Raw genomic sequence first — 24,459 nt, 5'->3', positions numbered from 1 at the left:
ACGGGTTCTGCCGGGACAGACACTCAGTCCGACAGATATTCGGACGGTTTCACCAGGGGGATGCCGCCCGGGCGGTTGCAGGCGTCGAGCAGGGCGGTGAACTCGGCGTCGACGGGTGTCCTGCCTTCGCAGGCCGTGAAGTAGTCGGTCAGGAACCGCACCAGCAGCCCGGGGTCGAGCAGCTGATCGGGACAGACCTCCGGGGCGGCATGGAACACCATCAGCAGCAGGTTGCGGACGCGCTCAGCTCCTGCGGACAGGGCCGGCTGCACGTACGGGACCGGCAGGATCAGTCCGCCGAGCCCGTCGTACAACCGCATCCTCAAGTCCGCGTCGCCGTACCCGGCGGAGTCGCTGGCGACGTGGCGGCGTGGGTCCTCGACCTCCGCGACGGCCAGCGCAGGTTGGTACCTCGCGATCCAGCGCGGTACGGCGTCATTGGCGAGCCCGGTGCCGACGCCGCGATCACGCAGCCCCGACAGGACGGCCAGGTAGGACAGCAGCAGGACACGGGCCGCTGGGTAGGTGTCCGCGATGATCGCGGCCACGACCCGTCCGGCCGGATCGACCGCGACGCGGCAGCAGACTCCGCTGTCCTCCTTGGCCAGCCGCGGCAACAGCCGGTCACGCGGCATCAGCTCGTCAACGGGAAAGCTCGGGTTGAGCACCTCGTCGTACAGCCGCTCGAGCTGCACCGGCGCCAGCAGCCAGGAGTCGACGTACTCCAGGTCAGGAATGGCCACTGTGTCTGCCTCCAGGGCGTCCCAGCAGCGCGAACGCCGTTGCAATCGCGGCCGCGGCCAGCAGGACGAATCCGAGCTCGAGCGAGCCGACCACCACTGGCACGCGTTCCACGGCGGACGCCTTGGCGAACTGGTTGATCGCCTCGAACAGGCCGACCAGCGACAGCGCCGCCAGCAACCCCAGAATCACCTGGATACTCCGCTGGTACTTGCTGGTCGCTTCCTCGTCCGCCCGCGCCTTCTGCTCCTCGACAACGCTCACATGCGCGGCGACCAGTGCGTAGAGTGCCTCGACCTCACGGATCTCCGCCTCGAGTTCGTCCTCGTACCGGAGCAGACCGGCCGCGTCGTACAACCTGTCGACCAGACGACGGTGTACCGCCGGCCGGCACAGCGCGTTGCTGTGCAGCTGATCGAGGCAGTAGCGGACGTCGGCCACGTGGCGAGCCAGTTTCAACCGGTCGGCCTCCACCTGCCCGCGCTTGGTCTCCTCCATGCGTCCGGGCGTCAACGACGCGGCCAGCGCGTCCTTCGTCGCTCGCAGTTCGTGGCGCCACCGCTTCAGGAGCGGGGGAAGCGAGGCAACGAACTCGACCTTCTCCTCCTGGCCGAGGTAGACCCAGCTCGGGCTGCCCGGAAGCACGACCAGCGTGGTGTTGTCGGTCCTGGCGACGAGGTCGGTGTCGTACCCCGCCTCCCCGATCAGGTTCCGCACCTTCTGCGGCATCGGCCGGCGGGCCCATTCCTCGAGCGCCGTCGCATAACCGGTGACCGGATTCAGCAGCAGCTGCCCGGCCGTGTCGATGATGTCCTGACCGGTCGCTGCGCGCCGGTGACCGTCCGCGCCGCGGATCTGCGCCTGCCTGATCTCCAGTACGACGTTGAAGTCGTTGCCGAAGTCCGCGTGCCACTCGCCCGGGTGCAAAGTGTCGACCTGCTCGGCCAGATCCTTGTGGATCTCGTCCGCGAACTCGTGCAGACGCTGCCACGATCCGGTCCCACCGCCCTCGAGCAAGGTGACCTCTTCGTCACCCATCGAGTGCGACGCCCGCCGCAGCCCTTGGTAGATCTCGTGCAGTCCGAGCTCGTCGCCGTCGTTGTCGTACTCGATCCTGATGTAGTGGTTGCCGAACTTGCTCAGCCGGAGCTCGACGGTATGGCGCAGATCGATGCCGGCTGTCGTACGGACATTGATCGGCGGCAACGTCACCACCAGCCCCTGATAGATGTCGCTGTTCCAGATATCGGAGAGATGCAGCTTGTCGACGAGCTGCGGTCGCGCGCCCGCCAGAACGCGCGCCTTCCCGAGGACCTCCCAGCTGATCCGCGCCGGGGTGGCGAACGGGTAGCAGTAGACCAAGCGCGCTTCACTGATCGTCAGCTCCGGCACGCTCGGACCGGGCGTGTGCTCGGTCAGCCTCTGTAGCGCGTACCGGTGCGCTCGCAGCTCCGAGGAGTAGACGTCGTCGGCCAGCAGCAGGCTGGACTCCGCCCTCTCGAGCCGCGTCATACACGCTTCGAGCTCATCGACGGCGGCAGGCCCTTCGAGGATCCAGCCCAGTACGCCGTGCGCGACGGCGGCGATCGCGTCGTACGTCACGAAGTGTTTCTCGACGATCTCGGCGAGGAACTTGACGAAGCTCTCGGCACCTGGTTGCGCGAGGCCCCGGATCGCTCGAAGGACCTCGGCGTTGGCCTCCGACACAGCCGCGGCGTGGACCTCCAGCGCCACCGGACAGGAGCAGTTGATCGCTCCCTCGGCGTTCATGCAGTCCGGCAGGGACGCGGCGTGCTGCAGGAACAGGTCGGTGGCCTCGTCCTCCCAGCCGAGCGGCCGGTCGCACAGGTCCCATCCAGTGCGGGCGCTTTCGATCGTCGCCCGGATCCCGTCGTAGTTGCCCGTCCGCTCCCACGCCGCCTGACAACGCGCGTAGAGATACGCGGCCAGTACGAGCGTCGCTCCGGGTTGCCGGCCGGCCGCCGTCCAGGCCTGCTCGAACTCTGCGGAACTGTTGCCGGCCCTTGCCAGCGCGTGATCGACGACCTCCCGCAACGCACCGTTGCTCTCGAGCGTCGTTGTCAGTGCTGTCAGCTCGCGACGGCTGAATTCACCGCCGATCGCGGCCCAATCGGTCTCCCCCACCATTGCGCCCCCTTCCCCTCTTGCCAGATTACGCGGGAGAGGCGTTTGAAAAGAGCGTCTCAGGTCGCCTCGGCCAGCCGCCTCTCCAAGTACTTGCGTTCGGCGTCTGTGGTGGCCAGGGCCAGGGCCTCGCGGTAGGCAGTGGCGGCTTCGGTGCGGCGGTTCAGGCGGCGGAGGAAGTCGGCTCGGGTGGCGGGGAGGAGGTGGTAGCCGAGCAGCGGCCCGGCGGCTAGCTCTTCTACCAGGCGTAGGCCGACGGCTGGGCCGTCTGCCATGCCGATCGCGACAGCGCGGTTGAGGGCGACTACGGGAGTCTGCGGGAGCTGAACGTACAGGGCGGCGATCTGCGGCCAGTCGGTGTCGGCTGCGGTCCGGGCGGTGGCGTGGCAGGCCGCGATCGCGGCCTGGACCTGGTACGGGCCGGGCTCGCCGCGGCGCAGTGCGGAGTCGAGAAGGTCGACGCCTTCGGTGATCCGGGTGTTGTCCCACTGGGTGCGGTCCTGCTCGTCCAGTGTGACCAGAGCGCCGTCCGGTGCCAGGCGCGTGTCGCGGCGCGCATCGTGCAGCAGCATCAGTGCGAGCAGTCCAGCCGCCTCCGGTTCGTCCGGCATGAGTTGGACGAGCAGTCTGGCCAGTCTGATCGCCTCACCGCTGAGGTTGCTCCGGACAACGTCGGAGTACCCCTCGTTGAAAAGGAGGTACAGGACAGCCAGTACGGCGGGTGTCCGCTCCGGGAGGAGGTGTGCGGGTGGGACGCGGTATGGGATGCCCGCGTGCTGGATCTTCTGCTTCGCGCGAGTCAGCCGTTTCGACATGGTCGTCTCCGGCACCAGGAACGCCCGCGCGATCTCCGTCGTACTCAGACCGGCTAGCGTCCGCAGCGTCAACGCCACCCGCGCCTCCATCGCCAGTGCGGGATGGCAGCAGGTGAACATCAACCGCAGCCGGTCGTCCGGTACGTCGTACGGCGGCTCTGAGTCCTGCGCCATCGCAGCCACCTCCCGCAGCTTCTGTGCACCCACTGCCTCGCGGCGCAGCCAGTCGATCGCACGGTTGCGTGCGGTCGTGGTGAGCCACGCACCAGGCCGATCCGGTACGCCGTCGTTCGGCCACCGCTCCAGCGCCGCGGCGAACGCTTCTTGCGCGCACTCCTCCGCCAGCTCCCAGTTGCCGGTGAGCCCGATGAGAGTGGCGACCACCTGGCCCCACTCCTGCCGGTAGATCTCCTCGAAGGTCACACCGGCGGTTCCAGCACCGGCGGTTCGAACACCGGCCGGATCTCGATCGTGCCGTAGCCGGCCGCTGGGTGCTTCGACGCGATCTCGATCGCCTCGTCCAGGTCCGCGCAGTCGATCAGCACGAACCCGCCGATCTGCTCCTTCGTCTCCGCGAACGGCCCGTCCGTCAGCAGCAGCTCGCCCTCCCGCATCCGCACCGTGGTCGCCTCGTCCGGCGGCCGCAACCCGGCCCCACCGGCCACGACCCCACGGGACTCCATCTCCTCGGTCCAGCCACCGCACCCGTCATTGGCGTGCGCGGCAGCCGACTCGTCGCCACAGATCATCAGCAAGTACTTCACGGTCCTCCTCCAGAGTGTCTTCACCCCACCGACGAACGGCCCGAGCGAGAACAGACACCCCCACGGTAGAACGACTCAGCCCATGCCCTGGAGGTGGTGCATGGTGCCGTAGCGCCCGGTGAGGCGGGTGAAGTCGGCCTCGTCGTAGAACGACGCCGTGCCGCCGCCGTACGTCTTGGCGGTTTCGACGCAGAAGCGGGCAGCCGACTCGACGCTGGTGAGGTCGGTGGCGCCGGTGCCGCATCCCGGTACGGCGGTCTCGGTGGTGATCGCGACTCCGACCACGGGCGCGGACGTCGCCGTACAGGGCTGGAGGATCGAGTTGATGTGGTAGACGTCGTTCCCGTACGGCGTGATGTCCTGCATGGTGAGCGGCAGGACGACGGGCAGCCGGCCGGACACCTGGGACGCCAGGTCGAGCAGGTCCTCGCTGACCCGCAGGATCCAGCCTTCCTTGACCGTCGGCGAGATCGCGAACCCCTGGTGGTTGACGACCCGGTTGCCCTTGGTGGTGTCGACCGACAGGATCGCGTCCATCGCGTCCTCGACCTCGTGCCGGTTCATCGCGTCGACGTCGACCGGCGAGTCCATGAACGGCACCGGGTCGTGCGGACGGGTCGGCGCGTCCGGGCAGACATGCGTCGCGACGATCACGTCGCCCGGCAGCTGGTCGCCACGCTGCCGCATCGTGCCCAGCTTGCCGGCCACCGCGAGCGCGACCAGCGCGCCGTCGCCGTCGGAGACGAACCCGATCCGCTCCGGCCGGGCTCCCAATCCACCCAGCCGCCCGATGATCCCGAGCGTCGGTGCGTCGCCGCCGGCGATCCGGCCCCGGCTGCCCGGGATGACTGCCCGGACGAAGTCGGTGCTGCCCTTGTCGCCCTTCACTTCCGTCACGCTGACGTCGTCGACACCGTGCGCCCGCAGCCAACCGGCCACCGCCGTACCGGAAGCAGCCGCGTCGTCGAGAATGTCGTACAGGTCGAGAACTTCACGCCATGCCATATCTGGATCTCCTAGTCAGAATTTCCCAGTCAGAATTTCGTCTTCACGAGGCTGTTGCCGAAGCCCCACAACGCGTCGCCCGCGATGAAGCCGGCCGCGGCGATGGTCATCTGCGACTCGGCCTCGGGGCCCTTCCAGCGGCGGTACGCGACCCGCAGCACGATCCCCGCCAGCACGGTCCAGCCGGCGATCGGATTGACGATCAGCGTGCCGGTGGCGAGCAGGATGCCCATCTGGCGTTTTGCGCCGCCGACCGCCTGGATGATCGCGCCGGGCACGGCCCAGAGCAGCAACTTGCCGATCAGGCCTTGGTCGGCGCCGGCCTGGATGGTCTTGGCGTAGACCTGCACGATCGGCGGGAACAGGTCGCGGTCGAAGTACACGTGGTAGGTCAGCGCCACGACCACGCCCGCGACCGCCATCCCGATGACGCCCGCGAACAGCTGCTGCCGCCGTCCCGCCAGCTCGAACGCCGGGTCGCTCCCCCGGCCACGCAGCAGCCAGCCCGCCTTGAAGTCGTACCCGGCATCCGCGAACGCCGGTCCACCGGCCGCGATGAACCCGACCAGCAGGGCGAGCGCGATCGGCGGGAAGCCGAGCAACATCCCGATGGTGAGGAAGATCAGCGAGGTCGCGAACGACGGGAACCAGCCGGAGTGCATCGCCGACAGTCCGACGATGAACTCCGCGATGATGCACGACACCGCGGCGTACAGGACCCAGAGCACGAGCTCCCCGATCCCCAGGTCGCCGATCAGTCCGCCGGTGATCGCGAGCAGGATCGCCGCCCCGACGTACAGCACGAAGCCCCGGCCGAGACCGCGGCCGGCAGCGGAGTCGTCGCGGGTGTACGTCGTACGCTCCCCAGTCGACTCAGCCGGCTCCGGCGTACGGCGACCGCGGAAGACGACCACGAGGGCCTGGATCAACGCCACCAGACCGGCGCCCACCATCAGCCCGTGCGGGATGTAGTGCGCCGCGATGTCGACACCGAACAGGTCCGCGCTGTAGCCCCGTGCCAACAGCCCGACCCCGAACATCGTGAGCGCGACGACGTTCCCGATGAACGCGACACCGAACGCCGACATCGGTACGCCGAGCCACGACCCGAGCAGGCCGACCGCCGTACCGGCGCCCAGTAGCGCTGCCCGCTTGCCGCCTTCGTCACCGGCCTTGATCGCCTCGGCCGCGGCGACCCCTGGCGGCCAGGCGCCTGATCCGGGGAAGACCTTGGAGTCGAAGAGCCAGTACAGCATCACGAAGTCGATCAGCATCGCCAGTCCGGCGCCGATCAGCATCGGCCAGACCAGCCCGGGCCGGCCGAGGACGACCGGGATCGCGATCGGCAGCAGCAACGAGTTCGCGGCCGCGAAGGTCGCGGTGGAGATCGTCGACTGGACCAGGTTCTGCCGGTGCACCGACCGGAACGGACGCAGTACGGCGAGTGGCACCCGGCTGAGCGCGACGGCGACCAGGACTCCGATCAGCGCGGTGTTCGGAGTGACGCCCAGCGTGGTGATGATCTGCAGACCGATGACCGCGCCGACCGCCGCGCAGACAACCAGCAGCGCTAGCGTCGCGGGCTCGAACGCCCGCGGGTGCTTGGTCTGGGGCTTCGTAGGGACGGTCATGTCAGCTCCGCAGCAAGTCGAGCGACAACAGAACGAGACAGCACCACGGGAAGCCCGGACGCGGTCGCGGCTGCTTGACGATGCTCCTGCGTGTACCCCATGCAGTCGAGAACCAGCAGTTGCGCGCCCTCCGCGGCCAACGACCGGGCCGCGTTCTCCAACTCGGTCAGACCAGGCTGGTACGGCGTCGCCCACGCAACCTTGATCTTCTGCTCCAAGTGCTCGAACTTCTCGTACGACTGCTGTTCCTGCTCCGCCAGCGGGCACACCACCCCGACCAGCGCGTCACCCGCCAGCGCGGACAGACCCGCGGTCAGCAGTGGACCCGCGAGCAGCAGCGGGCGGCTGTGGCGGAACCGCGGGAAGTCGCCGGTGCAGACGATCAGTACGACGTCCGCTCCGCCGGCCTCGAGGATGTCGATCGCCGCCTGCAGCCGGGGCAGAATCCCCGCTCGGCCGATCACCACCGACGAGCCGTCGCGCAGCCGGGTGGTCAGCGTCTCGTCACCCGGCTCGGGAGCCAGCGCCTTGAGGTCCGCGGCCGACAGCCCGTCCAGAGCACCGCGTTCGCGGACCTCGACCGACGACGGCAACCACTGCAGCAGCTCCGGAACCATGTCGCTGCGCGGCGACTGCCCGATGGTCACAACACCTAGAACGGTCATGCGACGGCCTCCTTCGTTCCGGCTTCGACGAGTTCGCGGCGCTGGGCGCGATCCAGGCGCGCCCGGGGGTCGGGCGACGGCACAGCGGCCAGCAACGCCTTGGTGTACGGGTGTTTCGGCGCGGCGAAGACCTCGTCGACCGTGCCGTGCTCGACCACCTTGCCGCGGCTCATCACCAGGACGTCGTCGGCGATCAGCCGCACCACCGACAGGTCGTGCGAGATGAAGACGTACGCCAGACCGAGCCGATCCTGCAGGTCCTTGAGCAGCTCCAGTACCTGCGCCTGCACCGACACGTCGAGCGCGGACACCGGCTCGTCGCAGACCACCAGCGAGGGGTTGAGCAGCAACGCCCGGGCGATGCCGATCCGCTGCCGCTGACCACCGGAGAACTCGTGCGGGAACCGCTCGAGGTGCTCGGCCTCCAGCCCGACGAGCTCCATCACCTCGACCAAGCGCTCGCGGATCCCCGCCGCGTCGAGGTCGGTGTGCAACCGCAGCGGCTCGGCCAGCGTGCGTTCGATCGTCCACCGCGGATCCAGCGACGCATACGTGTCCTGGAAGACGATCTGCATCCGGGACCGCATCGCCCGCAGCTCGGCCGCGGACAGCCCGAGCAGGTCGACGCCGTCGAACGTCACGGCCCCGGACGTCGGCTCGTGCAGCCGGAGCAACGCCCGGCCGGTCGTCGACTTCCCGGACCCGGACTCCCCCACGATCGCCAGCGTCCGGCCCGGAGCGACACTGAAGCTCACCCCGTCGACGGCGGTCACAGGCTCGGTACGACGACGTCGGCCGGGGAACACCTTGACGAGGTCCGACACCTTTAGCAGGGGTGCCTCGTCCGCCGGCCGGGCCTCTCGCGTTCGCGGCCGGCTGGACGGCAGGAAGCTCAGCAACCGCTTCGTGTAGTCCGCCTGCGGTGCTTCGAAGATCTGCTCGACCGGTGCGGTCTCCTGGACCTGTCCGTTGTGCATCACGGTGACCTCGTCACAGGTCTGCGCGACCACTCCGAGGTCGTGGGTGATCAGCAACACCGACGTACCGTGCTTCTGCTGCAGGTCCATCACCAGCTCGAGGATCTGCAGCTGGGTGGTGACGTCGAGCGCGGTCGTCGGCTCGTCCGCGATCAGCAGCTTCGGCTCGCATGACATCGCCATCGCGATCATCACGCGCTGCCGCATCCCACCGGACAGCTGGTGCGGATAGTCCCGCAGTACCCGGGCGGTGTCGCGGATGCCGACCATGTCGAGCAGCTCGGCCGCACGGTCCGCGGCCTGCCGGCGGGACAACCCGAGGTGGACACGCAGCGGCTCGGCGACCTGGTCGGCGATGGTCAGCACCGGGTTGAGCGCGGTCATCGGCTCCTGGAAGATCGTCGCGATCTCCTTGCCGCGCACGGCCCGTAGCGATCGGTCCGACAGGTTGGTGAGGTCCCGTCCGTCGAACTCGATCCGCCCGCCGGTCACGTGCACGGACCGCCGAGGCAGCAGCCGCGTGATCGTCATCGCGGTCACGCTCTTGCCGCTGCCGGACTCCCCCACCAGCCCGAGCATCTTGCCTTTCGGGATGCTCAGGCTGACGTCGCGAACGGGCGTGATCGGCCCGCGCGACGTGTCGATCCGCACGGTCAGATCGGAGATGGTCAGCAGGTCACTCATCACGAACTCCGAGGTACCGCAACGTTGTCAGTGCGTAGGTCTTCGCAGCCAGTACGACGTCCGCGACCGGTGCCCGCTCGTCGAAGCCATGGATCGTGGACAACTCGGCCGGCCCGTACTGCAGCACCGGGATGCCATGACTGCGGAACGTCCGCGCATCCGACGACGCCCACTGCAGCACGCCCTCCGCCGACTCACCGGTGAGCTCGCGCAGTGAATTGACCAGTTCGACCACGATCGGGTCGTCGGGCAGCGTCCAGTTCGGCTCGCTGCGGAACCCGAGCGGCTCCACGGTCGCCTCGACCCCGGCCTCCGCCAAGAGCTCGTCAACCCGCTGGAGCACCTGGGCGCGACTCAGTCCGATCGGGACACGGGTATCGATTTCGACGACGCACTTGTCCGCAACCACGTTGGTCGCCGACCCGCCGGTGATCTTCCCGACGTTGATCGTCACATGGTCGAACACCGCACCGATCCCCGGTGCGTACCCTTCCCGCTCCTCGGCGAACAGCTGCGACCGCGCGATCAGCTCCCGTACCTCGGCCGGCGCATCCGGAACCATCTCCCACAGCGACTGCAACGCGAGAATCGCCTTCGCTGCTTGGAGATTCGCGTTCGTCCCGTGCAACGGCTGCAGGCTTCCGTGCCCGGGCCGGCCGGACACCGTCAGCCGGAACCAGTTGCTGCCCTTCTGCCCGATCGTCGGGTGCGTCCGCTCGGCCGGCTCCGCGATCACCGCGCCGGTCGCACCGTCCAGCACGCCCTGGTCGAGCAGCCAGTCCGCGCCGAGCGGCCCGCCCGCTTCCTCGTCCGGTACCGCGGCGAGCGACAACCGTCCGCCCAGCGGTACGCCGAGCCGGTGCATCACGACGTACGCGTGGATGATCCCGGCGAGGCCGGCCTTCATGTCGCTGGCGCCGCGGCCGCGCAGGTACCCGTCGACCACGTCACCGGCGAACGGCGGGAAGCTCCAGCGGCTCACGTCACCGACCGGTACGACGTCCGAGTGGCCGGCGAGCACGAGATGGCGATCGCCCGGCTCTCCGTGGTGAGAGACCACGTTCAGGCGGCCCTGGCCGGCGTCGAGGATCTCCACCTCGACACCCGCCTTCCGCAGGACGGCGGCGATGAACTCACCGACCTCGGTGCAGTCCCCCGGCGGGTTCTCGCTCGGGATCCGGATCAGGTCACCGGCCAGCTCGATCAGGTCGTCCGCGGTCCGCTCGATCTCCGCGAGGACCTTCTCCTCCCAGCTCACTTGGTCACGCTCAGCTGGAAGAAACGGACGATGCCGTCGGGGTACGACGTGTAGCCGTCGAGGCCGGCGCGGTGCGCGACCACGATGTTGTACTCGTACAGGTACGCCCACGGCGCCTTGGTGTTGATCTCCTGCTGCGCGGCGCCGTACAGCTTGTTGCGCTTGGCAACGTCCGGCTCGGTCGACGCCTGCTGCCAGGCGCGGTCCACCACCGGGTCGGAGAAGTTGGCGTAGTTGCTCGAGCCCTGGCTGGTGAGCAGCAGGCCGAGGTGGTAGCCGGGGTCGTTGACGAACGAGGTCCAGCGGGTGATGTAAGACTGGACCTTCTTGGTCTCCAGCGCCTCCAGGAACTGCGGCCGCGCCATCTTCTTGATGTTCATCTTCACGCCGATCTTGGCCAGCTCGGCCTGGATCAGCACCGCGTCGTCGTTCCAGTCGTCGAAGCCGGATCCGAGCGTGAAGTCGAAGCTGAAGCCCTGCGGCAGACCGGCCTGGGCCAGCAGCGCGCGGGCCTTGTCGAGGTCGTGGGTGTAGGTGTAGCCGGCGTCGCTGAAGCCCGGCGTGGAGCTGGCCACCGACGACTTCATCGGGGACGCCTGACCCTTCATCACGTCGTTCAGCAGCTTGTCGTACGGGATCGCGTACGACACCGCCTGCCGGACCCGCGGGTCGTCGAACGGCTTGATCTTGTTGTTCATCGCGAAGAACAGGATCTTGTTGCCGGCCCGCGAGTCGATCATCACGCCGTCGGCCGCCTTCAGCGACTGCACGTCCTTCGGCGGCACCTCGAGAGCGAGGCCGACCTCACCCTTCTTGAGCAGCTGGACCCGGTTCGACGCCTCGGCGATGAACTTCACGTCCACCTGACGCAGCTTGGGCTTGTCGCCCCAGTACGTGTCGTTGCGGGCCATCGACGCCTCGGTCGACGGGTCCCACTTGGTGATCTTGTACGGGCCCGAACCGGCCGTGTTCGTGGCCAGCCACTTGGGGCCGCCGTTCTGCGTCACCTTGTCCATGTCGATGATCGAGAACGAGTACATCGGCAGGATCTGCAGGAACAGGTGGTTCGGCGCGGTCAGATCGATCTTCACGTTCTGCTCATCGACCTTGGTGACCTTGGCGATGCCGGCCATCTTGTAGAGGAAGCTCGCCGAGCTGGACGCCTTGATGTGGTCGAACGACTTCACCACCGCGTCCGCCGTGACCGGCGCCCCGTCCTGGAACTTCGCGTCGGCCCGCAGCTTGAAGGTGTACGACGTGTTGTTCGCACTCGCCTTCCAGGACTCGGCCAGCATCGGCACGATCTGGTCGGTCTTCGCCTTCGGCTTGCCGCCGTCCTCGGTCCGGGCGTAGGTGACGAGCTGGTCGTACGCCGCCACCACGAAGGTGTCCGAGGTGACGTCGTTCGCCTCGGCCGGGTCGAGGGTCTTACCGCCTTCGGAGTACGCCGCGACCAGGGTGTCGCCGGCGTCCTCCTGCGCGCCGCTGTTGCTGTTCGCGTTCGCGGCACAGCCGGAAACCGCGAGGGCCGCCGCCGCGGCGAGGGCGAGAACTGTCCGCTTCATGCGGGTCTCCTTTGTCATTTGCTGGTCCGCAGGCGCGGGTCGAGGACGTCCCGGAGGCCGTCGCCGAGCAGGTTGAAGCCGAGGATCGAGGTCGCGATCGCCAGGCCGGGGAACGTGGTCATCCACCACTCGCCGCTGATGATGTAGCCGCGGCCGTCCGAGATCAGCACGCCCCACTCCGGGTCGGGCGGCTGGGCGCCGAGACCGATGAAGCTCAGCGAGGCGGCGGTGAGAATGGCGTAGCCCATGCCGAGCGTGGCCCGGACCAGGATCGGGGCCAGTGCGTTCGGCACGATGTGCCGGATCAGGATGCTGCTCCCCGGCAGGCCGATCGCGTGCCCGGCCTCGACGAAGTCGCGCTCCCGCAACGACAGCACCTGACCGTGCACGATCCGGGCGAACTCCGGGATCCCGACGATGCCCACGGCAACCATCGCGCTGACCATGCCGGGACCGAGCGCGGCCGCGATCGCCATCGCGAGCACCAGCGACGGGAACGCCAGCAGCATGTCCATCAACCGCATCACGAGACCGCCGGCGCGACCACGGACGAAGCCGGCGAAGGCGCCCAGCGGTACGCCGATCAGCAGCGAGATCGCGATCGCGATCAGTCCGGTCCACAACGAGATGCGGCCGCCGGCCAGCACCCGGGTGAGCAGGTCACGCCCGAAGTTGTCGGTGCCGAACGGGTGCGCGAGTGACGGCCCCTGGAGCAGAGCGCCCGCGCCGGGCTGCGTCGCGCCGTACGGAGAGAGGCCGGACAGGAGTGCGCCGAGCGTCCACAACGCGATGAAGACGAGGCCGACAACCGCGAGACGGTTGCGGAGCAACAGCCGCAGAGTAGTGGTCGGGCGGGCAGCGGGCGCGGTCTGCAGGGCGGTGTCAGGCATCGGCGATCCTCGGGTCCAGGCGGGCGTTGACGAGGTCGACGACGAGGTTCGCCGCCAGGTAGACGACTGCGGCGACCAGCGTGAACGCCTGGACCGGCGCGTAGTCGGTGGCCAGCACGGACTGCACGACGTACGAGCCGATGCCGGGCCAGGTGAAGACCGTCTCGGTGATGACCGCGCCGCCCATCAGCTGGCCGAACTGCAGGCCGGAGATCGTGACGATCACCGGAGCGGCGTTCCACAGCGCGTGTTTGAGGGTCACGACCGACGGCTTGAGGCCTTTGGAGACCGCCGTCCGGACGTAGTCCTGACCGATCACCTCGAGCATCGCGGACCGGGTCATCCGCGCGATGATCGCCGTACTGCCGGTCGCCAGGCAGAGCGCCGGCCAGATGATGTGGGACAGCGCCGAGCGGAACGCCACGAAGTCGCCGGTGAGCAGCGAGTCGACCAGGTAGAGACCGGTGATGCCGGTCGGCGGGTTGATGCCCTCGGCGACCCGGCCGAGTGGTGCCGGCGCCCAGCCGAGCTTGTTGTAGAAGACGACGATCACCATCAGGCCGAGCCAGAACAGCGGCATCGACGCACCGAGCAGCGAGAACACCCGGCCGGCGTGGTCGACCGGGCGGTCGCGACGCGTCGCACTGATCACCCCGAGCGGGACGCCGGCCACCAACGCGATCAGGAGTGCCACCAGCGCGAGCTCCACGGTCGCGGGCAGCCGGGACGCGAAGTCGGAGGCCACGCTGTGACCGGTGTGCCAGGCGAAACCGAGGTTGCCGTGCAGGAGGTCCGCGAAGTACCGGACCAGCTGGAGGTGCAGCGGCTGGTCGAGGCCCATGTCGGTGCGGATCTTCGCCACCACGCTCGGGTCCGCCTGGTCGCCGGCCAGCGTCCGGGCCGGATCGCCGGGCAGCACCCGGGTGAGCACGAAGATGCACACCACGACGCCGATCAGCGCGGGCAGCATCGCGGCCACGCGGCGCAGGACGAGGTTCATGCGGAAGAGATTCGAGGAGAGGGCGCGACATCTGCAACGACTTCCCGTTATATGAGAGACCAATTCGATAATCGGGTCGTTGCGCTACCGTTCTCACCGTGAATTCTCTGGATGACGACGTACGGTCACCGCTGCAGACCGTCGACCGGGCGCTGCAGGTCCTGATCTCGTTCTCCGAGCAGCGCCGCGACTGGGGTGTGATGGAGCTCGCCGACGAGCTCGGGATCGACAAGTCGTCGGCCCAGCGACTGCTCGCGGCGCTCGCGTTCCGCGGATTCCTCCGCCCGGACCCGATCAGCCGCCGGTACAGCCTCGGCCCGACGATGTGGCGGATGGCCGCACTGTGGGAGCGCACCGGCGGGCTGGCCGCTCTCGCCGATGCGGTGCTCGAGCGGCTGGCCCAGGACACCGAGCGGACCGCGACCTTCACCATCCCGGACGGTTTCCACGTGCGCTGCATCGCGGCCGTCGACGGCGGCGGCGGTCCGCTGCGCAGTCATCCGCTGGTCGGTGACCTGTACCCGGCACACGCCGGCGCGACCTCCCGTGCGTACTTCGCCTTCCTGGACCGCAACGAACGCCGCGCGCTGCTGTCCGGGCGGCCGTTCGCGCGGTTCACCGATCTCACCGAGGTCGACGAGGCCGCACTGGAGCGGGTCTTCGAGGACACCGTGCAGACCGGCTGGGCGTTCTCGGACGGCGAGTACGACGCCGCGACCCGCGCGATCGCGGCGCCCGTCCGGCTCGGCCGCCGCCCGATCGGCTCGCTGACCGTGGTCGAGGGCAAGTTCGAGGAGCTGCCCGGCGACATCCGGGACCACGTCCCACGGTTGCTGGAGGCAACCGAAGAACTGAGCAACCTGCTCGCGCACCGTACGCCGGCGGCCCGCACTCGCCGTCGCTGAACAGTATTGGGGATCTTGTGGAACTGCTCCTGCTCTCGAACTCCGCCACCCACGGCCGGCCGTTCCTCGAGCACGCCCTGGACGCCGTGCGCGACATCCTGCGCGACGTCCGCGAGGTGGTGTTCGTGCCGTACGCGCTCGCCGACCACGACGGCTACACCGCAAAGGTCCGGTCCGCCCTGGAACCGATCGGGGTGTCGGTTGTCGGCGCCCACACCGATCCCGGGGTACTCGGGTCGGCGGCCGCGATCTTCGTCGGCGGCGGGAACACCTTCCGGCTGGTGAAGGCGTTGCAGGTGAGTGGACAGCTGGACGTGATCCGCGATCGCGTCCGCAACGGGACGCCGTACCTCGGGTCGAGTGCGGGGACGAATCTGGCGGGCCCCTCGTTGCGGACCAGCAACGACATGCCGATCGTGCAGCCGCCGTCGTTCGAGACGCTCGGGCTGGTGCCGTTCCAGCTCAACCCGCACTACCTCGATCCGGACCCGGAGTCCACGCACCAGGGCGAGACGCGCGAGCTGCGGATCACCGAGTTCCTCGAGGAGAACGACGTACCCGTGCTCGGTCTGCGGGAAGGGACGTGGCTGCGGCGGCACGCGGACACGCTCACCCTCGACGGCATCCCGGCCGGCGCCCGCCTCTTCCGGCGCGGCACCGCTCCGGAAGAGATCGCGTCCGGCAGCGACTTGTCCGAACTGCTGAAGATCACCGCGGCGTACGACGTGTAGTGCAAGCCCTGGCCGGTACGGCGTACCGGGTCTAGCGTCGGGACCCTAGTGGCGTACCAACGGGAGGGGCTGCGATGACAGGGCGGATCGTGCACTTCGAGGTGCCGTACGACGACGGGGACCGGGCGCGGGGGTTCTACCGCGAGGCGTTCGGGTGGAACCTGATGGAGATGCCCGGCATGGACTACACGATGGCGTCGACCGGACCGGTGAACGAGCAGTCCATGCCGGCCGAGCCGGGCTTCATCAACGGCGGGATGTTCCAGCGCACCGACGATCTCAAAGGGCCGATTCTGACCGTCGACGTACCGGACATCGACGCGGCCTGGAAGACGATCGAGAGCCTCGGCGGCGAACGGGTCGGCGAGAAGCTGCCGGTCGGCGACATGGGCTACGCGGCGTACTTCAAGGATCCGGAGGGCAACATTCTCGGTCTCTGGCAATCAGCCTGACGCCTGAGCGTCACCGGGGGCACCTAGACTTCGAAGGGTTGGCTCCGGTGGCGTCCTCGGGAGGACTGAATGCCTGACCGTACTCAGACTATTGCGTATCCGGCGCCCGGATCGCGGCCGTCACGGCGGGATCCGGAGCCGCTGGCGCCGCATGTGATCGTGCTGTTCGGGGCCACCGGCGACCTCGCCAAGCGCAAGCTGCTGCCCGGTCTGGCGTACCTGCAGCAGTCCAAGTTCACACCGGACGTCCGGGTCATCGGGACCGCCACCGAGGACCTGACCAGCGACGAGTTCCGCGAGCGCGCGCGGAAGGCGGTCGAGACGTTCGGCACCCACAAGATGAGCGACGAGGAGTGGGCGCAGTTCGCCGACCGCCTCGAGTACGTGCCGGTGACCGCCGGGCCGGACGCGCTGGCGTCCGCGGTAAAGGCCGCCGAGGAGCTGCTCGGCCCGGACGCCCGTCGGCTGCACTACCTGTCGGTGCCCCCGAAGGCGGCGCAGGCAGTGATCGCGATGCTCCGCGACGCAGGCCTGGTCGAACGCGCCCGGGTGGTGATGGAGAAGCCGTTCGGCGACGACCTCGCGACCGCGATCGATCTGAACGACTTCGTCCACGAGACGTTCGACGAGTCGCAGATCTTCCGGATCGACCACTTCCTCGGCAAGGAAGCCGCTCTGAACATCCTCGCGTTCCGGTTCGCGAACGGCCTGTTCGAGCCGATCTGGAACCGGAACTTCATCGACCACGTGCAGATCGACATCCCGGAGTCGCTCGGCCTGGACCAGCGCGCCACCTTCTACGAGCCGACCGGCGCGTTCAAGGACATGGTCGTCACGCACCTGATGCAGGTGATGTCGTTCGTCGCGATGGAGCCGCCGACCGCCCTGGAGCCGCGGGCGATCTCGGAGGAGAAGAACAAGGTCTTCCGGTCGATGCTGCCGATCAACCCGGGTGACGTGGTCCGCGGGCAGTACTCCGGTTACCGCGGCGAGGTGGGCGTCGCGCCGGACTCGGACACCGAGACGTTCATCGCGCTGAAGGTGGAGATCGACAACTGGCGCTGGGCCGGCGTGCCGTTCTACCTGCGCACCGGCAAGAAGATGGCCGAGGGCCAGCGGATCATCTCGATCGCCTTCAAGGAGGCGCCGAAGACGATGTTCCCGTCCGGCTCCGGCGTCGGCTCGGAGGGACCGGACCACCTGACCTTCGACCTGGCCGACTCGTCGCGGGTGTCGCTCTCCTTCTACGGCAAGCGGCCCGGTCCGGGGATGCGGCTGGAGAAGCTGTCGATGCAGTTCTCCACCCAGGAGACCGGGAGCGCGGGCGACGTACTGGAGGCGTACGAGCGGCTGATCCTGGACGCGATGCGCGGGGACCACACGCTGTTCACGACGGCCGAGGGCATCGAGTCGCTGTGGGACCGGTCCGCGCCGCTGCTCGAGGACCCGCCGCCGGTCAAGCCGTACCAGCCCGGCACCTGGGGACCGAACGCGATCCACCAGCTGATCGCCCCGCGCGCCTGGCGGCTGCCCTTCGAACGCGAGTGGCGGCAGGCCAAGCAGTAACCCATTGCCGTCCCGTCGACCGAGGCGCACTATCGAGGGTGTGATGTAAGTCACGAACACCTCGGAGGGCGAGGAGGTGGGTGAATGACGGGGACCAAGACGCATCTCACTGGGGAACGGGCGCCCTGTGGGCGGCTCGGAGATGCCGACCGGAGCCAGGAAGACGACTTCGAGGGCTTCCGGCTCGACGACAAGGTGTTTGCCTGTGGGTGCCGGCAGATGCGGCACGAGTTCCACGACGGCAGCGTCCGGATCAGCACTGTGCGGCACGACGGGAAGATCCTGTCTGACGAGCACAGCGGCGATCACGAAGCCTGACCATGACGAACTCTCACGATGTGGTCGTGGTCGGAGGCGGCGGTGCCGGGTTGAGAGCTGCCATTGCGGTGGCCGAGACCAACCCGGCACTGCGCGTGGCGGTGATCTCGAAGGTCTACCCGATGCGCAGCCACACGGTGTCCGCCGAGGGCGGTGCCGCGGCCGTGGCCGCGCCCGACGACACGCTGGACGAGCACGCGTACGACACCGTGTCCGGCAGCGACTGGCTGTGTGATCAGGACGCCGTCGAGGCGTTCGTCGCCGAGGCCCCTCGGGAGCTTCTGCGGCTCGAGCACTGGGGCTGCCCCTGGAGCCGGCAACCGGACGGGAAGATCGCCGTCCGCGCGTTCGGCGGTATGAAGAAGAAGCGGACCTGGTTCGCGGCCGACCGAACCGGGTTCCACCTGCTGCACACGCTCTTCCAGACCGCGCTCTCCTACTCGGACATCGTCCGGTACGACGAGTGGTACGTCACCAAGATCCTGGTCGACGACGGACGTGCGTACGGCGTGGTCGCGATCGAACTGGCGACCGGGCGGACCGAGACCATCACGGCGAACGCGGTGATCCTCTGCACCGGTGGCTGCGGACGAGTCTTCCCGTTCACGACCAACGCCAACATCAAGACCGGCGACGGCATGGCTCTCGCCTATCGGGCCGGCGCCCCACTCAAGGACATGGAGTTCGTCCAGTACCACCCGACCGGCCTGCCGTTCACCGGGATCCTGATCACCGAGGCGGCCCGGGCCGAAGGCGGATGGCTGCTCAACAAGGAGGGCTACCGCTACTTGCAGGACTACGACCTCGGTACGCCGACACCGGAACCGGTCCTGCGCAACATGGAGCTCGGGCCACGGGACCGGTTGTCGCAGGCGTTCGTCCATGAAGTGGAGAAGGGCCGCACGATCGATACGCCGTACGGACCGGTCGTCCTTCTGGATCTGCGGCACCTGGGGGCGAAGCTGATCGACGCGAAGCTGCCGTTCGTCCGGGAGTTGTGCTCGAAGTACCAGAACATCGATCCGGTGACCGAGCTCGTCCCGGTGCGCCCGGTCGTGCACTACATGATGGGCGGGGTTCACACGGACCTTCGTGGCGCGACCCCGCTCGACGGCCTGTACGCCGCAGGTGAGGTGGCCTGCGTCAGCATCAACGGCGCCAACCGGCTGGGGTCGAACTCGTTGCCGGAGTGCCTGGTCTTCGGCAACCGGGCCGGCCGCGCCGCCGCGGTGTTCGCGGCGCGCTATCACCGCGAAGTGCCGTCGTCGATCCTCGCGCAGGGCCGGGACGAGGAGCGCCGGCTGGCGGCGGAGCTGGGCCGGCGCGTCGAGGGGCATCAGCGGATCGCGGACATCCGGACCGAGATGCAGGCCACCATGGAGAACGGCGCCGGGATCTACCGGGACGGCGACTCGCTGACCAAGGCCGCCCACGAGCTTGCGGAGCTCCGGCTGCGCTTCCAGCACGCGGGAATCGACGACCACAGCACGAGCTTCAACACCGAACTGATCGCGTGGCTCGAGCTCGGGTTCATGCTGGATGTTGCCGAGTGCATCATCGACAGCGCAGCGCTTCGGGAGGAGTCGCGCGGCGCGCACCAGCGGACCGACTTCCCGGCCCGCGACGACGAACGTTTCCTGGCGCATTCGCTGGTACGACGCCAACCGGACGGAACCAGCCGCGTCGGGTACCTCCCGGTGACGATCACCCGCTGGCCGCCGGGCGAACGGGTCTACGGGAGATAGCGATGGCAACCGAGATCACGCTGGAGGTCGCTCGCTACCGGCCAGGAGTCGACAGCGAGCCGGTCATGCAGTCGTACCAGGTCCCGCTGCGGGAGCACTGGGCGATCCTGGACGGCCTCACCTACGTGAAGGACCATCTGGACGGCACGCTGTCGTTCCGGTGGTCGTGCCGGATGGGGATCTGCGGCAGTTGCGGCATGACGGTGAACGGCGAACCCCAGTTGAGTTGCGCGACCTTCCTGACCGACTACGCCCCCGGCCCGATCCGGGTCGAGCCGCTGCACAACTTCCCGGTCATCCGGGACCTGGTGGTGGACATCGACGACTTCATGACCAAGCTGCCGAAGGTCAAGCCGTGGATCGTCCGGGAGGTACAGAGTCCGGTCGAGGAGGGCGAGTACCTGCAGACGCCCGAGGAGATGGACGAGTACCAGCAGTTCAGCATGTGCATCAACTGCATGCTGTGCTACTCGGCCTGTCCGGTCTACAGTCTCGAACCGCACTTCCTCGGCCCGGCGGCGATCGCCCTGGCGCAGCGCTACAACCTCGACTCGCGCGACGAGGGCGCCGACGAGCGTCGCGACGTACTGTCTTCGCCGGAAGGGATCTGGGCCTGCACGTTCGTGGGTGAATGCAGTGCCGTGTGCCCGAAGGGCGTGGATCCGGCCGGCGCGATCCAGCGCTACAAGCTGACAGCCGCGACGCAGTCGATCAAGGAACTGCTGATGCCGCGGAGTCTGAGTTCCCGGAGGAAGGGGTGAGCGTCTACCAGCGGCCGATTCATCTGTTCTGGTGGCTCGAACGCCGTGCGTATGTGCTGTTCGTACTGCGTGAGCTCAGCAGCGTCTTCGTCGCGTGGTTCGTGGTGTTCCTGCTGTTGCTGGTGAATGCGATCAGCGACGGCGCCGCGTCGTACCAGCGTTTCCTCGACTGGAGTGGGCAGTGGTGGGTGGTCGCGATCAACGTGGTCGCGATGCTGTTCGTGCTGCTACACGTGGTGACCTGGTTCGGTCTGGCGCCGCGGGCGATGGCGATCAAGGTGCGCGGCAGCCGGGTGCCGGCGCGGCAGATCGTCGCGGCGCACTACCTGGCCTGGCTGGTGTTGTCGGGTGCCGTCGCGTGGCTGGTGCTGCGATGAACCGCCGCCGGTCCCCCGAACCCTTGCTGTGGATGCTGTTCAGCTCCGGCGGCATGGTGGCCGCCTTGATGGTGCCGATCCTGCTGTTCCTGTTCGGCGTCGCGTTCCCCATCGGCCTGCTATCGACGCCGTCACATGCCCACCTGTACGCCGTACTGCACAATCCACTGACCCGCCTGGTGTTGTTCGGTCTGTGCGCGCTCGCGCTGTTCCACTGGGCCCACCGCTTCCGCTACACGCTGTACGACGGGCTGCAGCTCAAGCGGTACGCCGTACCGATCGTGATCCTGTGCTACGGCGGCGCCGTTGTGGGATCCGTCATCGCGGCCGGACTCCTGCTGACGGTCTGACGCCTTGATTGTCGGTGCTCCCGTTTAGCGTGGTCACGTGGCGTTGGCCAGGTACAGGTATCGGATCGAACCGAGCGTCGAGCAGCGGATGCTGTTGGCTCGGATCTTCGGTTGCGCCCGGACGGTGTTCAACGATGCCATCCGATGCCGCGACCAGGCGCACGCGGCTGGGGAGAAGATCTCGAGCAGCGAGGTGCAGCACCGGGTTGTCACTGCGGCGAAGCAGACCCGGAGAGGGCGTGGCTGGCGGAGGTGCCGTCGGTGGCACTGGTGCAGTCGGTCCAGGACTCGCATCGGGCCTATCGCAACTGGTTCGACTCCCTCGCCAAACGACGGAAGGGACGTCGGGTTGGGCGGCCGCGGTTCAAATCGCGGAAGGACACCCGGCAATCATTTCGGCTCAGACTGGCAACGAGTACATATTCGAAGTGTGCGCTATTCGTCTTGTCGTGCGCTGAGCGCAGCGCACAGACGACGGCGACGAACGTTGCCGGGTGTAGCTTCTGGCGACCGCCCCACCCATCGCTGTCGCCGCCGTGATCGTGGTCGAACCGAAGGACGTTGTGATCGACCCATCCGCTCGGTACGGACGGTGCGCGAGTTCGGGTGGGCACCTGCTCGAGCCAGTCCGGCGTGGCATCGGTGAGCCACAGACCTCCATCGGCCGTCAGTCGACCGTTCAGCAGAGCCTAAACGGAAGGCTTAGGGGGTCCGACTGGCGCTTCGGGAACATCGGGCTCAAGAGCCACGAAGGCTAACCCATCGGTTCTGGCCTCCAGGTCCGCGGCATAAGCGGCGTTCTTCGTGCGGAGCGTGATCATGACAAGGCCAGATTCCGGGTCCGGGCCGACCGACGTCACAGGCGTACTGGAGCCATCGACGGGGAGCAGGGTCTCAAGTGCCCAGACCATGATCCGGTCGACTTCATCATCCGGGGGACACCAGCGACGAACGCGCAGGTGCTCGGGTTGGCGAACCAGGTGCCGCAGTTCTTGCCTTGCTCGATGCATCTCCGTTCTGTCCGGGATGTTGACCACCAGGATCTCCTGGCCCGTCTCACCATCCACGACCGCGCTGAACCGCGCCTGAGCACTCGGATTGTGTTCGATCCACCTCTGGACCGCCTGACGGTCCGGCGACGCTTTCCGATCCGGTCCTGGAGGAGGGCCTGCAGTAGTCACGTCAAAATCCACTCCCGAAGTTGCATGAAGCTGCAATGCCGCGCTCTGTCAATCCAGACTACGCCGCTCTATCTTCAGCGTGGAGGTGGGGGAAATGTCTCGAGCAAAGACGCTTCTGCTGTTCACGGCGGCCACCGCAGCCGGCCAATCGAAACAATGACTACGCGCCTTGGTTTGGTGGCAGTCTGATAACCGGCCCTCAAACGTGTACGACTGGCATCGCTGCATACGCCGGGCCCTACAGCTACATCACGACCGCCTACCACTGCGGCGCAGGGACGTTCTACAACTACGACTCTCCCCGCGCGACGGTTGGTACCGTCACAACGGGGCGCCAGCGAGTAGTAACTACTTCATCTGGGATGGCGCTTGGAATAGTGGCTCCGCATCGTCGGTGTACCGCGCCGCACCGCCGGTGCTCAACATGCGGATCTGGATCAGCGGAGGAATCTCCGGAATAGCCATCTACCAACGCTACATCAGATACCTGAACCGCTACTACTCCCTCGGGAATTACCAACCACGAGTCGGACTAGCCTTCATATTCATGGAAAGCATCACCGGCACTGGGTGCGGCACCGGCGGCTGTGGCGGTGTCTTCCAAAGAGGCGAATCAGGAGCTTCCTTTTGGCCGTTACACCAGCAACGGCCAAAAGGAAGTGTTCGGCTTCTTGTCTGCCTCGTTCGGTGCACACGCAACCTTCTGCGACACCTCGAACAAGCGCACAGAACCACTGTACTCCTGCGCGAATAGCTATCCGTACGGCTACGCGGTCAATGCACTCGACGCGCTGGCCAGCATGGGCCTGCACGCCAAGGTCGGCTGAGCGTTCCGTGGCTTGATACCGCGCAGCTATTGGTCGCGCCGACCGCACATCCATATCGATGCGGCCATCCGCGACCTTGGCCCGACGAGCCAGGGTCGCGGATGGTCGATACCGCATTGATCCATCCCACTCCGTTTGACTGGGAACCGGTACATATCCAAAGTGTGCGGTATTCCGGTCCGCCTTGGGCAAACATGGATTGGATCACTGGCTCTGGGGCCATCAGCAGTGTTGGTCACGAGGGCGACGGGGCATCCTCGTCGAACCTGGACAAGTACGCTCAAGTGCGCGTGAGCCTGTACGCCTCGAATACCCAATCTTGGCCTGTGCATGAGACGACACCGACTCGGGTTGTGTCTTTGAAGCCTCCGCCGACGGCTACCTCGTCGCCTGGCCGGGCGGCCAGCTGTCCTGTTGCATCAATCAGGCCGGGAGTGCCGTCACGGAGTGCGACACTCCAGCCTGGAGGCCAGGCCACATCGACGTCGACGAGCCTGGTGCCGGCAGGAGTGCCCTCGGCGGTGCGGACTACCAGGCAGTTCGTTGAGGCGTCGATCTCGAGGGTTCCGGTCAACCGGGACTGTAACGCCACGGCAGGGGCTTCCCGTTGAACAGTCAGACCGGGCATCGCAGCATCGGGATTCTGCTTCGCGTCGCGGTTCATCGGATCATCTCCAGCGCTGTCCCTGAGCGGCCGACCATCGAGCGTGCTAGCAACCTCGAGAAGCGTGCGCGACCGGCTTCTGCGGCCGACGAACGTCCGGGCACTTGATGCTCGGCGCCGCCGCTCTAAATCCTGCTACGGCGTGAGAAGCGAGGCCTCCACCTTGCTGCTGATGTAGGTGACCGGTACCCAGACACACGCACCCTGGTACGTTCCTGACTGGACGGCGCCGCGATGCTGACCCCAGGCAATGACGTCGCCGTAGTAGACGCTGTCGGGACCAAACGTGGACAGCCAGGGCGCGCCCGAGTCGCCCTCCACGCAGGTAGTTGTCCACATCAGGACGACATAGGCGCCTATGTCTTTATCCCAATACTTCGTGCTTCTGATGGTTGAGGCAACGAGTCCGCTCCAGGCTGCGCTGAGAGCGACGGTCGCGCCC

Annotated in this window: 25 protein-coding genes; 11 read left to right on the top strand and 14 right to left on the bottom strand. The window is 67.6% G+C overall.

From position 1 onward, the window contains the following. Positions 1–23: 23 nt before the first annotated feature. The 12 genes from E0H45_RS36360 to E0H45_RS36305 form a co-directional block, all read right to left on the bottom strand. The gene (locus E0H45_RS36360; RefSeq protein WP_131346285.1) at positions 24–743 is read right to left on the bottom strand and encodes a hypothetical protein; all 720 of its coding nucleotides are present in this window, start codon (positions 741–743) and stop codon (positions 24–26) included. Then, a complete protein-coding gene (locus E0H45_RS36355) occupies positions 730–2,889 on the bottom strand; it encodes a hypothetical protein (RefSeq protein WP_131346283.1) in 2,160 nt (719 codons plus the stop codon). Before E0H45_RS36355 ends, E0H45_RS36360 begins: the two co-directional genes overlap by 14 nt. A gap of 56 nt (positions 2,890–2,945) precedes the next feature. Further along, a complete protein-coding gene (locus E0H45_RS36350) occupies positions 2,946–4,124 on the bottom strand; it encodes an RNA polymerase sigma factor (protein WP_131346281.1) in 1,179 nt (392 codons plus the stop codon). Beyond that, positions 4,121–4,465: a YciI family protein gene (locus E0H45_RS36345; RefSeq protein ID WP_131346279.1), complete on the bottom strand. Its 345-nt coding sequence runs from the start codon at positions 4,463–4,465 to the stop codon at positions 4,121–4,123. Before E0H45_RS36345 ends, E0H45_RS36350 begins: the two co-directional genes overlap by 4 nt. 75 nt (positions 4,466–4,540) lie before the next feature. Then, the gene (locus E0H45_RS36340; RefSeq protein ID WP_131346277.1) at positions 4,541–5,470 is read right to left on the bottom strand and encodes a DUF1177 domain-containing protein; all 930 of its coding nucleotides are present in this window, start codon (positions 5,468–5,470) and stop codon (positions 4,541–4,543) included. A 29-nt stretch (positions 5,471–5,499) separates the two neighbouring features. Continuing rightward, positions 5,500–7,101: an OPT/YSL family transporter gene (locus E0H45_RS36335; RefSeq protein ID WP_131346275.1), complete on the bottom strand. Its 1,602-nt coding sequence runs from the start codon at positions 7,099–7,101 to the stop codon at positions 5,500–5,502. Further along, the gene (locus E0H45_RS36330) at positions 7,098–7,766 is read right to left on the bottom strand and encodes an AroM family protein (RefSeq protein WP_131346273.1); all 669 of its coding nucleotides are present in this window, start codon (positions 7,764–7,766) and stop codon (positions 7,098–7,100) included. The genes E0H45_RS36335 and E0H45_RS36330 overlap by 4 nt, the downstream gene beginning before the upstream one ends. Then, entirely contained in the window at positions 7,763–9,427 is a 1,665-nt protein-coding gene (locus E0H45_RS36325) for an ABC transporter ATP-binding protein (RefSeq protein WP_131346271.1), read from the bottom strand. The genes E0H45_RS36330 and E0H45_RS36325 overlap by 4 nt, the downstream gene beginning before the upstream one ends. Then, positions 9,420–10,685: a M20 family metallopeptidase gene (locus E0H45_RS36320; protein ID WP_131346269.1), complete on the bottom strand. Its 1,266-nt coding sequence runs from the start codon at positions 10,683–10,685 to the stop codon at positions 9,420–9,422. The genes E0H45_RS36325 and E0H45_RS36320 overlap by 8 nt, the downstream gene beginning before the upstream one ends. Then, on the bottom strand, positions 10,682–12,250 hold the full coding sequence (locus tag E0H45_RS36315; RefSeq protein ID WP_131346267.1) for an ABC transporter substrate-binding protein: 1,569 nt from the start codon (positions 12,248–12,250) through the stop codon (positions 10,682–10,684). The genes E0H45_RS36320 and E0H45_RS36315 overlap by 4 nt, the downstream gene beginning before the upstream one ends. A 14-nt stretch (positions 12,251–12,264) precedes the next feature. After that, the gene (locus E0H45_RS36310; protein WP_131346265.1) at positions 12,265–13,140 is read right to left on the bottom strand and encodes an ABC transporter permease; all 876 of its coding nucleotides are present in this window, start codon (positions 13,138–13,140) and stop codon (positions 12,265–12,267) included. Further along, complete coding sequence (locus E0H45_RS36305; RefSeq protein WP_131346264.1) at positions 13,133–14,140, bottom strand: ABC transporter permease; 1,008 nt, start codon at positions 14,138–14,140, stop codon at positions 13,133–13,135. The genes E0H45_RS36310 and E0H45_RS36305 overlap by 8 nt, the downstream gene beginning before the upstream one ends. A gap of 98 nt (positions 14,141–14,238) precedes the next feature. On the opposite strand from E0H45_RS36305, the gene E0H45_RS36300 reads away from it, so the two are divergent. The 10 genes from E0H45_RS36300 (at position 14,239) to E0H45_RS43945 (ending at position 21,991) form a co-directional block, all read left to right on the top strand. Further along, positions 14,239–15,045, top strand: a complete 807-nt coding sequence (locus E0H45_RS36300) for an IclR family transcriptional regulator (RefSeq protein ID WP_202872692.1) — start codon at positions 14,239–14,241, stop codon at positions 15,043–15,045. 17 nt (positions 15,046–15,062) lie between these two features. After that, a complete protein-coding gene (pepE, locus tag E0H45_RS36295; RefSeq protein ID WP_131346262.1) occupies positions 15,063–15,776 on the top strand; it encodes a dipeptidase PepE in 714 nt (237 codons plus the stop codon). 74 nt (positions 15,777–15,850) lie between these two features. Next, positions 15,851–16,228, top strand: coding sequence for a VOC family protein (locus tag E0H45_RS36290; RefSeq protein WP_131346260.1), 378 nt, complete (start codon positions 15,851–15,853; stop codon positions 16,226–16,228). A 69-nt stretch (positions 16,229–16,297) separates the two neighbouring features. Continuing rightward, positions 16,298–17,794 (top strand): glucose-6-phosphate dehydrogenase, encoded by a 1,497-nt coding sequence (gene zwf / locus E0H45_RS36285; protein WP_131346258.1) that lies wholly within the window; start codon positions 16,298–16,300, stop codon positions 17,792–17,794. An 84-nt stretch (positions 17,795–17,878) separates the two neighbouring features. After that, positions 17,879–18,112 (top strand): hypothetical protein, encoded by a 234-nt coding sequence (locus tag E0H45_RS36280; RefSeq protein ID WP_131346256.1) that lies wholly within the window; start codon positions 17,879–17,881, stop codon positions 18,110–18,112. Positions 18,113–18,114: 2 nt separating this feature from the next. Beyond that, complete coding sequence (gene frdA, locus E0H45_RS36275) at positions 18,115–19,857, top strand: fumarate reductase (quinol) flavoprotein subunit (protein WP_131346254.1); 1,743 nt, start codon at positions 18,115–18,117, stop codon at positions 19,855–19,857. 2 nt (positions 19,858–19,859) lie between these two features. Beyond that, on the top strand, positions 19,860–20,618 hold the full coding sequence (locus tag E0H45_RS36270; RefSeq protein WP_131346252.1) for a succinate dehydrogenase/fumarate reductase iron-sulfur subunit: 759 nt from the start codon (positions 19,860–19,862) through the stop codon (positions 20,616–20,618). Then, on the top strand, positions 20,615–20,995 hold the full coding sequence (locus E0H45_RS36265; RefSeq protein WP_131346250.1) for a succinate dehydrogenase/fumarate reductase transmembrane subunit: 381 nt from the start codon (positions 20,615–20,617) through the stop codon (positions 20,993–20,995). The genes E0H45_RS36270 and E0H45_RS36265 overlap by 4 nt, the downstream gene beginning before the upstream one ends. Continuing rightward, entirely contained in the window at positions 20,992–21,345 is a 354-nt protein-coding gene (frdD, locus tag E0H45_RS36260; protein WP_131346248.1) for a fumarate reductase subunit FrdD, read from the top strand. The genes E0H45_RS36265 and frdD overlap by 4 nt, the downstream gene beginning before the upstream one ends. 88 nt (positions 21,346–21,433) lie before the next feature. Next, positions 21,434–21,991 (top strand): helix-turn-helix domain-containing protein, encoded by a 558-nt coding sequence (locus E0H45_RS43945; protein WP_420323361.1) that lies wholly within the window; start codon positions 21,434–21,436, stop codon positions 21,989–21,991. Positions 21,992–22,034: 43 nt separating this feature from the next. Here E0H45_RS43945 and E0H45_RS36250 read toward each other — a convergent pair whose 3' ends face one another. After that, complete coding sequence (locus E0H45_RS36250) at positions 22,035–22,412, bottom strand: hypothetical protein (RefSeq protein WP_131346246.1); 378 nt, start codon at positions 22,410–22,412, stop codon at positions 22,035–22,037. Positions 22,413–23,119: 707 nt separating this feature from the next. On the opposite strand from E0H45_RS36250, the gene E0H45_RS36245 reads away from it, so the two are divergent. Further along, a complete protein-coding gene (locus E0H45_RS36245) occupies positions 23,120–23,353 on the top strand; it encodes a hypothetical protein (RefSeq protein WP_131346244.1) in 234 nt (77 codons plus the stop codon). 799 nt (positions 23,354–24,152) lie between these two features. Here the strand turns inward: E0H45_RS36245 and E0H45_RS36240 are convergent. Beyond that, positions 24,153–24,356: a hypothetical protein gene (locus tag E0H45_RS36240; protein ID WP_131346242.1), complete on the bottom strand. Its 204-nt coding sequence runs from the start codon at positions 24,354–24,356 to the stop codon at positions 24,153–24,155. Between the last annotated feature and the right edge of the window lie 103 nt (positions 24,357–24,459).

It is taken from the genome of Kribbella soli, from assembly GCF_004331345.1.
Lineage (GTDB): Bacteria > Actinomycetota > Actinomycetes > Propionibacteriales > Kribbellaceae > Kribbella > Kribbella soli.
This window is presented reverse-complemented; position numbering and strand designations above follow the sequence as displayed.

Coding starts and splice junctions, on each gene's coding strand:
- E0H45_RS36240 (WP_131346242.1), bottom strand. CDS start 24,356: ATGTGGACAACTACCTGCGTGGAGGGCGACTCGGGCGCGCCCTGGCTG.
- E0H45_RS36270 (WP_131346252.1), top strand. CDS start 19,860: ATGGCAACCGAGATCACGCTGGAGGTCGCTCGCTACCGGCCAGGAGTC.
- E0H45_RS36355 (WP_131346283.1), bottom strand. CDS start 2,889: ATGGTGGGGGAGACCGATTGGGCCGCGATCGGCGGTGAATTCAGCCGT.
- zwf (WP_131346258.1), top strand. CDS start 16,298: ATGCCTGACCGTACTCAGACTATTGCGTATCCGGCGCCCGGATCGCGG.
- E0H45_RS36310 (WP_131346265.1), bottom strand. CDS start 13,140: ATGCCTGACACCGCCCTGCAGACCGCGCCCGCTGCCCGCCCGACCACT.
- frdD (WP_131346248.1), top strand. CDS start 20,992: ATGAACCGCCGCCGGTCCCCCGAACCCTTGCTGTGGATGCTGTTCAGC.
- E0H45_RS36280 (WP_131346256.1), top strand. CDS start 17,879: ATGACGGGGACCAAGACGCATCTCACTGGGGAACGGGCGCCCTGTGGG.
- frdA (WP_131346254.1), top strand. CDS start 18,115: ATGACGAACTCTCACGATGTGGTCGTGGTCGGAGGCGGCGGTGCCGGG.
- E0H45_RS36325 (WP_131346271.1), bottom strand. CDS start 9,427: ATGAGTGACCTGCTGACCATCTCCGATCTGACCGTGCGGATCGACACG.
- E0H45_RS36315 (WP_131346267.1), bottom strand. CDS start 12,250: ATGAAGCGGACAGTTCTCGCCCTCGCCGCGGCGGCGGCCCTCGCGGTT.
- E0H45_RS36305 (WP_131346264.1), bottom strand. CDS start 14,140: ATGAACCTCGTCCTGCGCCGCGTGGCCGCGATGCTGCCCGCGCTGATC.
- E0H45_RS36330 (WP_131346273.1), bottom strand. CDS start 7,766: ATGACCGTTCTAGGTGTTGTGACCATCGGGCAGTCGCCGCGCAGCGAC.
- E0H45_RS36290 (WP_131346260.1), top strand. CDS start 15,851: ATGACAGGGCGGATCGTGCACTTCGAGGTGCCGTACGACGACGGGGAC.
- E0H45_RS43945 (WP_420323361.1), top strand. CDS start 21,434: ATGCTGTTGGCTCGGATCTTCGGTTGCGCCCGGACGGTGTTCAACGAT.
- E0H45_RS36335 (WP_131346275.1), bottom strand. CDS start 7,101: ATGACCGTCCCTACGAAGCCCCAGACCAAGCACCCGCGGGCGTTCGAG.
- E0H45_RS36340 (WP_131346277.1), bottom strand. CDS start 5,470: ATGGCATGGCGTGAAGTTCTCGACCTGTACGACATTCTCGACGACGCG.